Here is a 13,876-nt window from a genome sequence, read left to right as displayed (position 1 = left end):
AGGGGGGACCGTATAAACATCGGAGGAATGGTCGGCCGGTGGGGGCCATGAAGGGGGTGTTGTCTGGATAGCGGGCCTTGCGTGTCAGGCTTGAAACCCCATGTCGGCCGATCGCGGTGGCCGGCTCACCGCGCTCGGAAGGCACCTCGTGGACCAAATGGCACTGCTCCTCCTGCTGTTGCTCGGAGCTGTGGTCACGGTGCCACTGGGGGAACGCCTGGGACTGCCCGCGCCGGTGCTGATGACGCTCGCCGGAGTCGGCATGGCGTTCCTCAGCTTCGTGCCGAATGTGGACATCCCGCCCGAGATCATTCTTCCCGCGCTGCTGCCGCCGCTGCTCTACGCCTCCGTGCAGCGCACTTCCTGGCGGCAGTTCGCCGCCAATAAACGACCGATCTTTCTGCTGGCCGTGGCGCTGGTCTTCATCACGACGGCCGCCGTCGCCGCGGTGGCCAACGCGCTGGTCCCCGGGCTGCCCATCGCCGCCGCGGTGGCGCTCGGAGCGCTCGTCGCCCCGCCCGACCCCGTCGCGGCGACGGCCGTCGCGGGCTCGGTCGGGCTGCCGCGCAGGCTCGTCTCCATCCTGGAGGGCGAGGGGCTGTTCAACGACGTGACCGCGATCGTGCTCTACCACGTGGCGATCGCCGCCGCGGTGAGCGGCACGTTCTCGCTGCCGGAGGCCTTCGGGCTGCTCGTACTCTCCGCGGTCGTCGCCGTGGTCGTGGGCCTCGCGCTCGGCTGGATCACCATCAAGCTCATGGGCCTGCTCGGCGACGCCACGCTCCAGGTCGGCCTCACCCTGCTGGTGCCGTTCGTGAGCTATGTGCTCGCGGAGGAGCTGATGGGATCGGGTGTCCTCGCCGTCCTCACCACCGCGCTCTTCCTCGCCGAGCACACCGCCGACGCCGACGACGTCCTCGGGCGGCTCACCGGCCGTAGCTTCTGGGAGATCGTCGACACCCTCGTCACCGGAGTCGCCTTCGGACTGATCGGCCTCGAACTGCACAACGTCTTCGGGACGGCCGACGGCCGCGAGCTCCGGATGCTCGGCTGGGGTCTGGCCGTCGTCGCGGTCGTCGTCGGCGTACGGCTGCTGTATCTGCTGCCCGCGACCTGGCTCGCCAAGCGGCTGCACACCCGGCGCGACGTCAGCGAGGAGATCCCCACCAGCTGGCGGGAGACCGTCGTCATGTGGTGGTCCGGGATGCGCGGCGTCGCCTCGGTCGCGCTGGCGCTCGCGATCCCGCTGAAGACGGACGACGGGAAGCCGTTCCCGGGACGCGACGAGATCGTCTTCATCGCCTTCGCCGTGATCATGGCCACGCTCGTCGTCCAGGGACTCACCCTGCCGTGGCTGGTCCGCAAGCTCCGGGTCCGGGCGGACACGGACGCCGAGGAATCGCTGGAGAAGGACCTCGCGATCCGCGCCGCGAAGGCCGCGAAGCAACGGCTCAAGGAGATCCAGGAGGTCGAGGAGTTCCCGGAGGAAGTCGCGGAGCGGCTGCAGCGGTTGGCGTACGACGTGGGGGCGCGGATCAGTCCCGACATGGTCGACGAGGAGCGCCGCGAGGCGTACGCGCAGCGCGTCGAGCGCTTCAAGGCGGTCAACCGCGTCCAGCGCGAAATGATGTCGGCCGCCCGCCACGCGGTGCTGTCGGCCCGCAACGAGGCGGGCACGGACCCGGAGATCGTCGACCGGGTGCTGCGACAGCTGGATGTACGCAGCCTGCGGTGAGGCGGCGCCGGCGGCGGGCCGGCCCGCCGCCGGCGCCCGCGGGAACCGGTTGAGGCAGGCGTCCGGTCGCACGGGGCGGCTCCCGCCGGCGCCCGCGGGAACGCGCGGCGGATCAGCCGCGTCCCGTGCGCGGCGACTTGTCACGGTCGGCCGGTTTCTCGTCCGTCGGGTGGGACGGGTTCGGCCACTCGTCACCGGGCGGAGGCGTCGCGGGCGCCGTCGCGATCCGTGGCAGCGCGTACGGATGGTGGTCGCGCAGCCAGCCGATGAGCTGCTCCCGGACGGCACAGCGCACCGTCCAGATGTCGTCGGCGTCCTTCGCCGTGACCACCGCGCGGACCTGGATCGTCGACGGTGTGGTGTCCGTGACCGCCAGGGACCAGTTGCGTCCGTCCCAGGCGGCGCACTCGCCCAGGATGTCCCGCAGCTGCTCGCGCATCGCGGCGACCGGGGCCGAGTGGTCGAGGTGGAAGAAGACCGAGCCGGTCATCTGGGCACCGCCGCGCGACCAGTTCTCGAACGGTTTGCCGGTGAAGTACGAGACCGGCATCGTGATCCGCCGCTCGTCCCAGGTCCGTACCGCGAGGAAGGTCAGCGTGATCTCCTCGATCGTGCCCCACTCGCCGTCCACCACCACCGTGTCACCGATCCGCACCATGTCGCCGAACGCGATCTGCAGCCCCGCGAAGAGGTTGCCCAGCGTCGACTGGGCCGCGATGCCCGCGACGATGCCGAGGACACCGGCCGAGGCCAGCATCGAGGTGCCGAACGTCCGCATCGCCGGGAACGTCAGCAGCATCGCGCCGACCGCGACGACCGCCACGATCGCCGTGACCACCCGCTGGATCAGCGTCACCTGCGTACGGACCCGCCGCACCCGCGCCGGATCGCGGGTCCTCGCCGCGTACCGGGCGTAGACGGAATCGACCACGGCCGCCGCGATCCGCACGACCAGCCAGGCCGACGCGCCGATCAGCACCAGTGTCAGCACCTGGCCGATCCCCGCCCGATGGTCGTCGACCGGTTCGAGCCGGGTGTGGGTGTACGTGCCCCTCAGCAGCGCCGTGCACAGGGTCAGCTGGAGCGGGATCCGGCAGCGCCGCAGCAGACCCCACAACGGCGTCTCCCGGTGGCGGCCGTCGGCCCGTCTGAGCAGCAGATCGACCAGCCAGCCGACCAGCAGCGTGATCACGACCGCGCCACCGACGACGATCAGCGGACGCAGCACGCTCTCCATCCCGCCGCTCTCCATGCTCTCGGCCGTAGCTGGCACCATGGGCCCCATGAACATCATGCTTTTCCACTCGACGTACGGTCTGCGCCCCGCGGTGCACGCTGCCGCCGACCGGCTGCGCGCCGCCGGGCATGAGGTGCACGTGCCCGATCTCTTCGAGGGGCACACCTTCGAAACCGTCGAGGAGGGCCTGGCCTTCAAGGAAGAGGTGGGCAAGGACGAACTGCTCAGGCGGGCCGTGCTGGCCGCCGCGCCCTACTCCGACCGGGGCCTGGTGTACGCCGGATTCTCCTTCGGCGCGTCCACCGCGCAGACCCTGGCGCTCGGCGACGAGAAGGCGCGCGGTCTGCTGCTGTTCCACGGCACCTCCGACATCGCGGAGAACGCCTCGGTGGACGAGCTGCCCGTACAACTGCATGTCGCGGACCCCGACCCGTTCGAGACGCACGACTGGCTGAACTCCTGGTATCTGCGGATGCAGCGGACCGGTGCCGATGTCGAGATCTATCGCTACCCGGGGGCGGGCCATCTCTTCACGGACCCCGAACTGTCCGACTTCGACCAGGCGTCGGCCGAGCTGGCCTGGAAGGTCTCGCTCGGATTCCTCGCCACGCTGTGACCGTACGAAGGGCCCCGCACGCGGGGCCCTTCGTACGGACGGTGGATCAGCCCCGGTAGGCGGTCCAGCTGTCGCTCATCCGCTGCACCTGGCCCGGCGTGAACTGGTACATGCACGAGTCGTAGGTGTAGTCCATGAAGTTGTGGATCGGGTCGACACCGGGCTTGCTGGTGCAGGTGTCGCGTCCGGTCGGGCAGGCGTACGCCGCGCTCGCCTCGGCCGGGGTGTCGGCGACGTAGTCGCCGTTGCCGTTACAGCCGCCCTGGAAGGTGTGGTACAGCCCCATCCAGTGGCCGACCTCGTGGGTGGCGGTGTCGCCCTCGTTGTAGTTGGTGGCCGACCCGCCGGGCAGCGAGGCGTCCAGGATGACGACGCCGTCCATGCTCGGGCTGGACGTGTACGAGCTGGGGAAGGTGGCCCAGCCCAGCAGGCCGCCGCCGAGGTTGGCGGTGTAGACGTTGAGCGCGTTCTTGCCACCCTTGCGCAGCGTCGACTTCATCGACTTCTCGGCGGCCGAGCCCGACGAGAGGTTGTACCAGGAGGCGTTGTCCGTGTAGTCGGTACCGGCCAGCGAGAACTGGAAGCCGGAGTTGGTGTTGCCGGTGCCCTGGCCGCTGTAGGCCGCGTTGAGCACGCTCATCTGGCTGCTGATGTCGCTCGCGGTGAGCTTGCCGGTGGTGCCGGAGTGGATGACGTGGAAGTAGACCGGGACGGTCGCTCCGGCGGCGAGCGTGGAGCCGCTCACCCGGCGGTCCGCGAGTCTCTCCTTGAGCTGTGTGTCCATGGCCTTGGCCTGGGCCGCGGTCAGTTCATTGGGGTCCGAGGCGTGCTTGGCGCCCGAGGGGCGGGCCGCGCGTGCGGTGGCGCCGGCGCTCGTACCGCTCGCGCACTTCTCGGCGGACGTGGCGGACGCGGAGGACGCGGAGGAGGCGGACGTCTTTGCGGCGGCGGTGCCGGGGGTGGCGGAGAGCGGTGCCAGGGCCAGGGTTCCGGCCAGGACGGCGGTGCCGATCGCACGGTTACGCATACGCGGTGATATACGGGCAAGAGTGCGCACAGGGACTCCTCGCGGATGTGTGGGGGAGGGATTTCCTTCCCCGCCGCCGGGAGATTACGTGCGCATGTCAGATCTTGAGGAGAATCGATCAAGCCCAATCAATCACGGGGCAAAGCGGAGAAACAGGAAGAAATAATTCTGCGCGTTCCAGAGTTTGAGACGTCGGCGTAACGTCCCGCGTTACCCCGGTGGGTGGTGTGTCCCCATTGGGGTCGGGGAGCACACCACCCGCCGTAGCGACGTAATACGCCGTCAACACGGCCTGGAGTGGCTGAAAACAGACCCTCAGCGCACCGGTTGGTTCACCCGCTCGACCTTCTGTGTTCCGTTGAGCGTCCGGTAGGAACGCGTCCAGGCGGCGGTCGCGTCCCGCTTCGTCCTGTCGGAGACCACGTAGTAGTCCATCTGCGAGCGCTCGGCGGTGACGTCGAGCACGCCGTAGCCGTGCGAGTCCATGTCCACCCACTTCACATGACGGTTGGCCGCCTTGACCGCCGCGCTCGCGACGACCGAGACGGTCCCCGGTGCGACATGCAGGATGTCGTCCAGGTTGTCCGAGGTCACCGATGTCACCACGAACTCGGTGGCGGCCGAGGCCGAGAGCGGATACGTGGCCGCCTTCACCGGTACGTCGTTGGCCCACGCCATGTGGATGTCGCCGGTCAGGAAGACCGTGTTGGTGATCGACCGGTCCCGCAGATGCGTGATCAGTTCCTTGCGGTCGTCCGTGTAGCCGTCCCACTGGTCGACGTTGACGGCGAGCCCCTCCTTGGGCAGCCCCAGCAACTCGGCCAGCGGACCCAGCAGATGCGCGGGTACGGAACCGAACGCGACCGGCGAGATCATCACCGATGTGCCGACCAGCTTCCAGGCGGCGTCCGAGCCGGCCAGGCCCGACTTCAGCCAGTCCAGCTGGGCCCGGCCGGTGATCGTGCGATCCGGGTCGTCGACCGAGCCGTTGCCGATCGTCGACTGCTGGGAGCGGAAGGTGCGCAGATCGAGGAGGTGGAGATCGGCCAGGTTGCCGAAGCGCAGCCGGCGGTAGACGGTGCCCTCGGTGGAGGCGCGGACCGGCATCCACTCGAAGTACGCCTGCTTGGCGCCTGCGACCCGGTCGGCCCAGGCGCCCTCCGTGCCCGGCGTGTGGTTCTCGGCCCCGCCCGACCAGGCGTCGTTGGCGAACTCGTGGTCGTCCCAGATCGCGATCACCGGGTGGGCGGCGTGCAGCGCCTGGAGGTCGCTGTCCGTCTTGTAGGTGCCGTGCCGGGTGCGGTAGTCGGCGAGGGTGAGGATCTCGTGCCTCGGCTCGTGCGGACGTACGACGTACTTCGCGGCCGGGTAGCTGCCCGAGGCGTACTCGTAGATGTAGTCGCCGAGGTGCAGCACCGCGTCGAGATCGGCGCGGGCGGCGAGATGCCGGTACGGGGAGAAGAACCCGGCCTCCCAGTTGGCGCAGGAGACCACCCCGAAGCGCACACCGGGGGTGGCCGCGCCCGCCGCGGGCGCGGTGCGGGTGCGCCCCGTCGGTGAGCAGGCCCGTGTACCGTCGCCCGCCGAGAAGCGGAACCAGTACGCGGTGGCCGGGCTCAGTCCCCGTACATCGGCCTTGACGGTGTGGTCGCAGGCGGCGCTCGCGACGGTGGAGCCCTGCGCGACGACCCGGGCGAACTCCTTGTCCTCGGCGACCTCCCAGCGCACTGCCGTATCGACGCCGCGGCCGGAGCCGGGCACGGCGTCGGGGGTCGGGGTGACGCGGGTCCACAGGAGTATGCCGTCGGGCAGGGGATCGCCGGAGGCGACGCCGTGCAGGAAGGCGGGCCCGTCCGCGGCGCGGGCGGTGGTGGCGCTCAGCGCGGGGGCCATGACGGCGCCGGCGGCAGCGGCCTTGACGACCGTGCGGCGGCTGGGGGCGGGCAGGGACGGAGAATTACGTCGACTGGTCACGGCCCATCAGCCTACTGACGGGTAAGGTGAACGGGCAGGCGAACCAAGGAAGTTCGCCTGCCCGTCGGAGAGCCGCAGCCGGGGGTTCGTCGGCCGGACGGGGCCTTCGGCCCTGCCCGCCGGAGGCCCTACCCCTTCAGCGCGGCGTTGACCGCGGTGTTGAAGTCGGCCACCGTCATCGGAGCGTTCTCGCTCTTTCCGTCGGTGAGCGCCTTGCCGTCCATCTTCAGCGTCGGGGTTCCCCTCACACCGCTCTTGTTGAACGCCTCGGACATCTTCATCGCCCAGCTGTCGTACGTACCGTCCTCGACGTCCTTCTGGAACGCCTTGTTGCCCTTCAGCGCGTCCACCGAGTCGGCGATCTTGATCAGATAGGCGTCGTCCTTGAACTTGTCGTCGGTCTCCTCCGGGTGGTACTTCGCGGAGTAGAGCGCGTACTTGTAGTCGAGGAAGGCCTCGGGGCTGACATTGAGCGCCGCGCCGAGCGCGCTCAGCGCGTTCTTCGAGCCCTCGCCGTTGGAGGCGTTGTCGATGAACGTGGCGCCGATGTACTTGATCTTGTACTTCCCGGCGTCGACGTCCTTGTGCACCGTCTCGCCGATGGTCTGCTCGAACGTGGCGCAGATCGGGCAGCGCGAGTCCTCGTACAGCTCCAGGGTCTTCTTGGCGGTCGACTTGCCGATGACGACGGTCGTGCCGTTCTCGCCCGAGGTGTTCTTGGGCGCCGTGACGTTCTTCGCGTCCTTGGCCGCCTCCCAGTGGGACGGCTTGTTCAGCTGCATGACACCCCAGCTGGCGGCGCCGACGACCGCCAGTGCGCCGACGATCGAGACACCGACGATGATCTGCCTGCGTGCCTTGTCCTTCTTGACCTGGCGCTCGCGCTCGGCGCGCAGTCGCTCGCGGGCCGCCGTCTTGTTGGCCTGGCTGTTGCGCTTGCTCATGTTCGTCTCTCCGTGGTGTGGGTGGTACGTCGTCAGGGATGTGCGTGCTCAGGCGATGGCGCAGGCCGAGCGCGGCGGTCCCCTCCGTCCCACGGAGTGCACGAGCAGACGGGCGTGAACGAGCGGGAGCGGGCCGCGTCCGGCGGGGCGCACCCGGCGGCGTTCGGAGCGGCGGGCCGTACCCACCACGGCGACCGCGATCAGCAGCGGCCGGAACGCCAGAACGGCGACCGCGCCCAACAGGCCGACGAGCGCCGACTCGCCGCGCCGCAGCCAGGCCGCAGCGAGCAGCCCGACCGTCACATGGGCGGCGAGCAGCAGCCACGGCACCGCGGGACCCGGGGATGCCAGCAGCGCGGCCGTCGTGTGTCCGGCGCCGGTGACCGAGGCGAACGGGGTACCGACGTCACCGACCTGGGCCGCCCCGGCGCCGATGTCACCGCCGCCGCACAGCACATCGACGCCGACCGAGCGCAGCGGGCCCGCGATCGGGCCGCCCGCCGCGCCGTAACAGAGGTGCTGGCCGGTGGTGAAGACGGTGTCGGCGGCCAGCTCCAGCGGGATCAGCAGCCCGGCGATCGCCCCGAAGCCGCGCTCCCGGCCGGCCAGCGCGTACGCCACGGCGAAGACCGCACCGGCCAGCAGCGCGACGACGTTCAGCGGCAGCGCGACCCGGGAGAGCAGCACATGGGACGCGCTGGAGAGCGTCACGACGAGCGCTGTGAAAAGCGCCGCGCGAACGACTCTGAGCTGCGTCCCGGATATGTCCATCGTCGAGGAGTGTCGCATGCGAACCTGTAGGCGCTCCCCGAAGGGGCGGGAACAGTTTCGCGCGAGGGTCCTACAGCCCCGGAATCCGGCCGTTGCGGAAGAGATCCACGAAGATCTGGTGGTCGGCGCGGGCCCTGGCGCCGTAGCCGTGGGCGAAGTCCACCAGCAGGTCGGCGAAGCCCTCCTCGTCCGCCGCGATCGCCGCGTCGATCGCCCGCTCCGTGGAGAACGGCACCAGCGAGTGGCCGCTCTCGTCGTCCGCCGCGGAGTGCATCGTCGCCGTCGCCCGGCCGAGGTCGGCGACGACCGCGGCGATCTCCTCCGGCTCGTCGATGTCGGACCAGTCCAGATCGACCGCGTACGGAGACACCTCGGCGACCAGCTGTCCGGCCCCGTCCAGCTCGGTCCAGCCCAGCCACGGGTCGGCGTGCGCCTGCAGGGCGCGCTGCGAGATGACCGTGCGGTGACCCTCGTGCTGGAAGTAGTCGCGCACGGCCGCGTCGGTGATGTGCCGGGAGACGGCGGGGGTCTGCGCCTGCTTGAGATAGATCACCACATCGTTCTCCAGGGCGTCGCTGTTGCCCTCCAGAAGGATGTTGTACGAGGGCAGCCCGGCCGAACCGATGCCGATGCCGCGACGGCCGACGACATCCTTCACCCGGTAGGAGTCGGGGCGCGCCAGGCTCGACTCCGGCAGTGTCTCCAGATAGCCGTCGAAGGCGGCCAGCACCTTGTAGCGCGTCGCCGCGTCCAGATCGATCGAGCCGCCGCCCGCCGCGAACCGGCGCTCGAAGTCCCGGATCTCCGTCATCGAGTCCAGCAGCGAGAACCGGGTCAGCGACCGGGCGTCGCGCAGCGCGTCCAGCAGCGGGCCCTCGGCGGTGTCGAGGGTGAAGGGCGGCAGCTCCGATATGTCGCTGTTCTTCGCGCCGGTCGCCAGCGCGTGGATCCGCTCGCGGTAGGCCGCGGCGTAGATCCGGACCAGCTCGGTGATCTGGTCGTCGCCCAGCGCCTTCGCGTACCCGATCAGCGCGACGGAGGCGGCGAACCGCTTGAGGTCCCAGGTGAACGGGCCGACGTACGCCTCGTCGAAGTCGTTCACGTTGAAGATCAGCCGGCCGTTGGCGTCCATGTACGTGCCGAAGTTCTCCGCGTGGAGATCACCGTGGATCCACACCCGGCCGGTCCGCTCGTCCAGATACGGGCCACCGTGCCGCTCCCGCTCCAGGTCGTTGTAGAACAGACACGCCGTGCCCCGGTAGAAGGCGAACGCGGAGCCCGCCATCTTGCGGAACTTGACCCGGAAGGCAGCCGGATCGGCGGCCAGCAGCTCCCCGAACGCGGTGTCGAAGACCTCAAGAATCTGCTCCCCGCGCTGCGCCGCGCCGGTCTGCGCTTCCGACATCTGTGGGTGCCTCCTGCTACCTGACGTGCATGACAAAGGGGACGGGCTTCTCAGCCCCTCCAACGCGCGACCGTACCCGGGAGTGCCCCTCGTCTGTCAGCTCGGAGACGTAGACTTCCACGCTGTCCCCCCAGCCAGCCATCGCCAGTTCTCCCGGAGGCCCGACGCCGTGACCAAGCCGCCCTTCACGCACCTTCACGTCCACACCCAGTACTCGCTGCTGGACGGTGCCGCGCGGCTCAAGGACATGTTCAACGCGTGCAATGAGATGGGCATGTCGCATATCGCGATGACGGACCATGGCAATCTGCACGGGGCGTACGACTTCTTCCATTCGGCGCAGAAGGCGGGGGTGACGCCGATCATCGGGATCGAGGCGTATGTCGCCCCGGAGTCGCGCAAGCACAAGCGGAAGATCCAGTGGGGTCAGCCGCATCAGAAGCGCGACGACGTCTCGGGTTCGGGCGGGTACACCCACAAGACGATCTGGGCGGCGAACTCGACGGGGCTGCACAACCTCTTCCGGCTGTCGTCGGACGCGTACGCGGAGGGCTGGCTGCAGAAGTGGCCACGTATGGACAAGGAGACCATCGCCCAGTGGTCCGAGGGGCTGATCGCGTCGACCGGCTGTCCCTCGGGTGAGGTGCAGACACGGCTGCGGCTGGGTCAGTTCGACGAGGCGGTGCAGGCGGCCTCGGACTACAAGGACATCTTCGGCGAGGGCAGGTACTTCCTGGAGCTGATGGACCACGGCATCGAGATCGAGCGCCGCGTCCGTGACGGGCTCCTCGAAATCGGCAAGAAGCTCAGCATTCCGCCGCTGGTGACCAACGACTCCCACTACACCTATGCCCACGAGGCGACCGCACACGACGCGCTGCTGTGCATCCAGACCGGCAAGAACCTCTCCGACCCGGACCGCTTCCGCTTCGACGGCACCGGCTACTACCTCAAGACCACCGACGAGATGTACGCCGTCGACTCCTCCGACGCCTGGCAGGAGGGGTGCGCCAACACGCTGCTGGTCGCGCAGCAGATCGACACCGCCGGGATGTTCGAGAAGCGCGACCTGATGCCGAAGTTCGACATCCCGGACGGGTTCACGGAGATCACCTGGTTCCAGGAGGAAGTGCGGCGCGGGATGGAGCGCCGCTTCCCGGGCGGTGTCCCCGACGACCGGCAGAAGCAGGTCGAGTACGAGATGGACATCATCATCCAGATGGGGTTCCCGGGCTACTTCCTCGTCGTCGCCGACTTCATCATGTGGGCGAAGAACAACGGCATCGCGGTCGGCCCCGGCCGAGGCTCCGCGGCCGGTTCGATCGTCGCGTACGCGATGGGCATCACCGACCTCGACCCGATCGAGCACGGACTGATCTTCGAGCGGTTCCTCAACCCCGAGCGCGTCTCCATGCCCGATGTCGACATCGACTTCGACGAGCGTCGGCGCGTCGAAGTGATCAGGTACGTGACGGAGAAGTACGGCGCCGACAAGGTCGCCATGATCGGCACGTACGGCAAGATCAAGGCGAAGAACGCCATCAAGGACTCCGCCCGCGTCCTCGGCTACCCGTACGCGATGGGCGACCGGCTCACCAAGGCCATGCCCGCCGACGTCCTCGGCAAGGGCATCGACCTCAACGGCATCACCGATCCCAAGCACCCGCGCTACAGCGAGGCGGGCGAGATCCGGGGGATGTACGAGAACGAGCCGGACGTGAAGAAGGTCATCGACACCGCGAAGGGCGTCGAGGGCCTGGTCCGGCAGATGGGCGTGCACGCCGCGGGCGTCATCATGTCCAGCGAGCCGATCGTCGACCACGCCCCGATCTGGGTGCGGCACACCGACGGCGTCACCATCACGCAGTGGGACTACCCGCAGTGCGAGTCGCTCGGCCTGCTGAAGATGGACTTCCTGGGCCTGCGCAACCTGACCATCATGGACGACGCCGTCAAGATGGTGGAGTCCAACAAGGGCGTCAAGCTGGACCTGCTCGGCCTCCCGCTGAACGACCCGAAGACGTACGAACTGCTCTGCCGCGGTGACACGCTCGGCGTGTTCCAGTTCGACGGCGGCCCCATGCGTTCGCTGCTGCGCCAGATGCAGCCCGACAACTTCGAGGACATCTCCGCCGTCTCGGCCCTGTACCGGCCGGGCCCGATGGGCATGAACTCGCACACGAACTACGCCGAGCGCAAGAACGCCCGGCAGGAGATCACCCCGATCCACCCGGAGCTGGAGGAGCCGCTCAAGGAGACGCTCGGCCTGACCTACGGCCTGATCGTCTACCAGGAGCAGGTGCAGAAGGCCGCCCAGATCATCGCCGGATACTCGCTCGGCGAGGCCGACATCCTGCGCCGCGTGATGGGCAAGAAGAAGCCCGAGGAACTGGCGAAGAACTTCGTCCTCTTCCAGGCGGGCGCCAAGAAGAACGGCTACTCGGATGCGGCGATCCAGGCGCTCTGGGACGTCCTGGTGCCGTTCGCCGGATACGCGTTCAACAAGGCCCACTCCTCCGCGTACGGCCTGGTCACCTACTGGACCGCGTACCTGAAGGCGAACTACCCCGCCGAGTACATGGCGGCGCTGCTGACCTCGGTCAAGGACGACAAGGACAAGTCGGCGGTCTATCTCAACGAGTGCCGTCGCATGGGCATCAAGGTGCTGCCGCCCAATGTCAACGAGTCCCTGTCGAACTTCGCCGCCCAGGGCGACGACGTGATCCTCTTCGGCCTCACGGCCGTCCGCAACGTGGGCCAGAACGTCGTCGACTCGATCATCCGGTGCCGCAAGGCGAAGGGGAAGTACGGCAGCTTCCCCGACTTCCTGGACAAGGTCGAGGCGGTCGTCTGCAACAAGCGCACCGTCGAATCACTGATCAAGGCCGGCGCCTTCGACGAGATGGGCCACACCCGCAAGGGGCTGGTCGCCCACCACGAGCCGATGATCGACAACGTGGTGCAGGTCAAGCGCAAGGAGGCCGAGGGGCAGTTCGACCTCTTCGGCGGCATGGGCGAGGAAGAGAGCGACGAGCCGGGCTTCGGGCTCGACGTGGAGTTCTCCGACATCGAGTGGGAGAAGTCCTACCTGCTGGCGCAGGAGCGCGAGATGCTCGGCCTGTACGTCTCCGACCACCCGCTCTTCGGTCTGGAACACGTGCTGTCCGACAAGGCCGACTCCTCGATCTCGCAGCTGACCGGCGGGGAGCACGCCGACGGTGCCATCGTCACCGTCGGAGGCATCATCTCCGGCCTGCAGCGGAAGATGACCAAGCAGGGCAACGCCTGGGCCATCGCCACGGTCGAGGACCTGGCCGGCTCCATCGAATGCATGTTCTTCCCCGCCACGTACCAGCTCGTGTCCACCCAGCTCGTCGAGGACACCGTCGTCTTCGTCAAGGGACGCCTCGACAAGCGCGAGGACGTACCCCGCCTGGTCGCCATGGAGATGCAGGTCCCCGACATCTCCTCGGCCGGCACCAACGCCCCCGTGGTCCTGACCATCCCCACGGTCAAGATCACCCCGCCGATGGTCAGCCGCCTCGGCGAGGTCCTCAGCAACCACCGGGGAGACACCGAGGTGCGGATCAAGCTCCAGGGCCCCCGCAAGACCACGGTGCTCCGGCTCGACCGGCACCGGGTGAAGCCCGACCCGGCGCTCTTCGGTGACCTGAAGGTGCTGCTCGGCCCGTCCTGCCTGGCCGGCTGAACCGGTTCACCGCCGACCTACGAGAGGGGCGCCCCGCGAAAGCGGGAGCGCCCCTCTCGTAGGTCGGCCGGTGTCCGGACCGGGGCCGGCGATTCGCCCGTCAGTTGTGGCCGAAGCGTCGCTGGTGCTTACGGGCGACATCGGCAGGGCTGCCCTGGGGCTGCGACTGAGGCTGTATCTGCGAGTCGTACGCGGGCGACTTGGTCTCTTCCGCACCCCGCTCCGGACCGGTCGCGCGGTTCTGCCGGCTGCCCTGCTTGCGGTTCTTGTTCTTGGCCATGGTGTTCCTCCTGTGGGGACTCTCGGGGCCAGGACCGCGTTCAGATTCACATAATGGTGTAAAGGATGCATGTTGGATCATTACCGTGCGTAGTGATCGGGTATCATGCGCCGTTTTCGGGATCCGCCACGCCGATGATCGAGTTCCGGCCGTCAACCCCTGCGTGGTCGGGCAGACT

At 68.6% G+C, this 13,876-nt stretch carries 10 protein-coding genes; 3 read left to right on the top strand and 7 right to left on the bottom strand.

The features are described from left to right. The first annotated feature begins 148 nt into the window (after positions 1–148). Positions 149–1,735 (top strand): Na+/H+ antiporter, encoded by a 1,587-nt coding sequence (locus tag ACZ68L_RS29030; RefSeq protein ID WP_469582334.1) that lies wholly within the window; start codon positions 149–151, stop codon positions 1,733–1,735. A gap of 112 nt (positions 1,736–1,847) precedes the next feature. Here the strand turns inward: ACZ68L_RS29030 and ACZ68L_RS29025 are convergent, their stop codons facing one another. Then, complete coding sequence (locus ACZ68L_RS29025; RefSeq protein ID WP_469582507.1) at positions 1,848–2,972, bottom strand: mechanosensitive ion channel family protein; 1,125 nt, start codon at positions 2,970–2,972, stop codon at positions 1,848–1,850. 37 nt (positions 2,973–3,009) lie between these two features. Between ACZ68L_RS29025 and ACZ68L_RS29020 the strand changes: the two genes are divergently transcribed. Continuing rightward, entirely contained in the window at positions 3,010–3,588 is a 579-nt protein-coding gene (locus ACZ68L_RS29020) for a dienelactone hydrolase family protein (RefSeq protein WP_469582332.1), read from the top strand. 46 nt (positions 3,589–3,634) lie between these two features. On the opposite strand, the gene ACZ68L_RS29015 is transcribed toward ACZ68L_RS29020, so the two are convergent. The 5 genes from ACZ68L_RS29015 to ACZ68L_RS28995 form a co-directional block, all read right to left on the bottom strand. Next, positions 3,635–4,615 (bottom strand): zinc metalloprotease, encoded by a 981-nt coding sequence (locus ACZ68L_RS29015; RefSeq protein ID WP_469582329.1) that lies wholly within the window; start codon positions 4,613–4,615, stop codon positions 3,635–3,637. A gap of 315 nt (positions 4,616–4,930) precedes the next feature. Continuing rightward, positions 4,931–6,589, bottom strand: coding sequence for an alkaline phosphatase D family protein (locus tag ACZ68L_RS29010; protein ID WP_469582327.1), 1,659 nt, complete (start codon positions 6,587–6,589; stop codon positions 4,931–4,933). A 128-nt stretch (positions 6,590–6,717) separates the two neighbouring features. Beyond that, complete coding sequence (locus ACZ68L_RS29005) at positions 6,718–7,533, bottom strand: DsbA family protein (protein WP_469582326.1); 816 nt, start codon at positions 7,531–7,533, stop codon at positions 6,718–6,720. Positions 7,534–7,581: 48 nt separating this feature from the next. Next, a complete protein-coding gene (locus ACZ68L_RS29000; RefSeq protein WP_469582323.1) occupies positions 7,582–8,304 on the bottom strand; it encodes a hypothetical protein in 723 nt (240 codons plus the stop codon). Positions 8,305–8,374: 70 nt separating this feature from the next. Then, entirely contained in the window at positions 8,375–9,709 is a 1,335-nt protein-coding gene (locus ACZ68L_RS28995; RefSeq protein WP_469582320.1) for a DUF2252 domain-containing protein, read from the bottom strand. A gap of 169 nt (positions 9,710–9,878) precedes the next feature. Between ACZ68L_RS28995 and dnaE the strand changes: the two genes are divergently transcribed. Next, positions 9,879–13,418, top strand: coding sequence for a DNA polymerase III subunit alpha (gene dnaE / locus ACZ68L_RS28990; RefSeq protein ID WP_469582318.1), 3,540 nt, complete (start codon positions 9,879–9,881; stop codon positions 13,416–13,418). Positions 13,419–13,518: 100 nt separating this feature from the next. Here the strand turns inward: dnaE and ACZ68L_RS28985 are convergent, their stop codons facing one another. Further along, positions 13,519–13,698 (bottom strand): hypothetical protein, encoded by a 180-nt coding sequence (locus ACZ68L_RS28985; RefSeq protein WP_469582316.1) that lies wholly within the window; start codon positions 13,696–13,698, stop codon positions 13,519–13,521. Positions 13,699–13,876 lie beyond the last annotated feature (178 nt).

This window comes from Streptomyces sp. NPDC104309, from assembly GCF_055584025.1.
The sequence above is the reverse complement of the archived record's forward strand: the minus strand, read 5'-3'. Positions and strand labels throughout refer to the sequence as shown.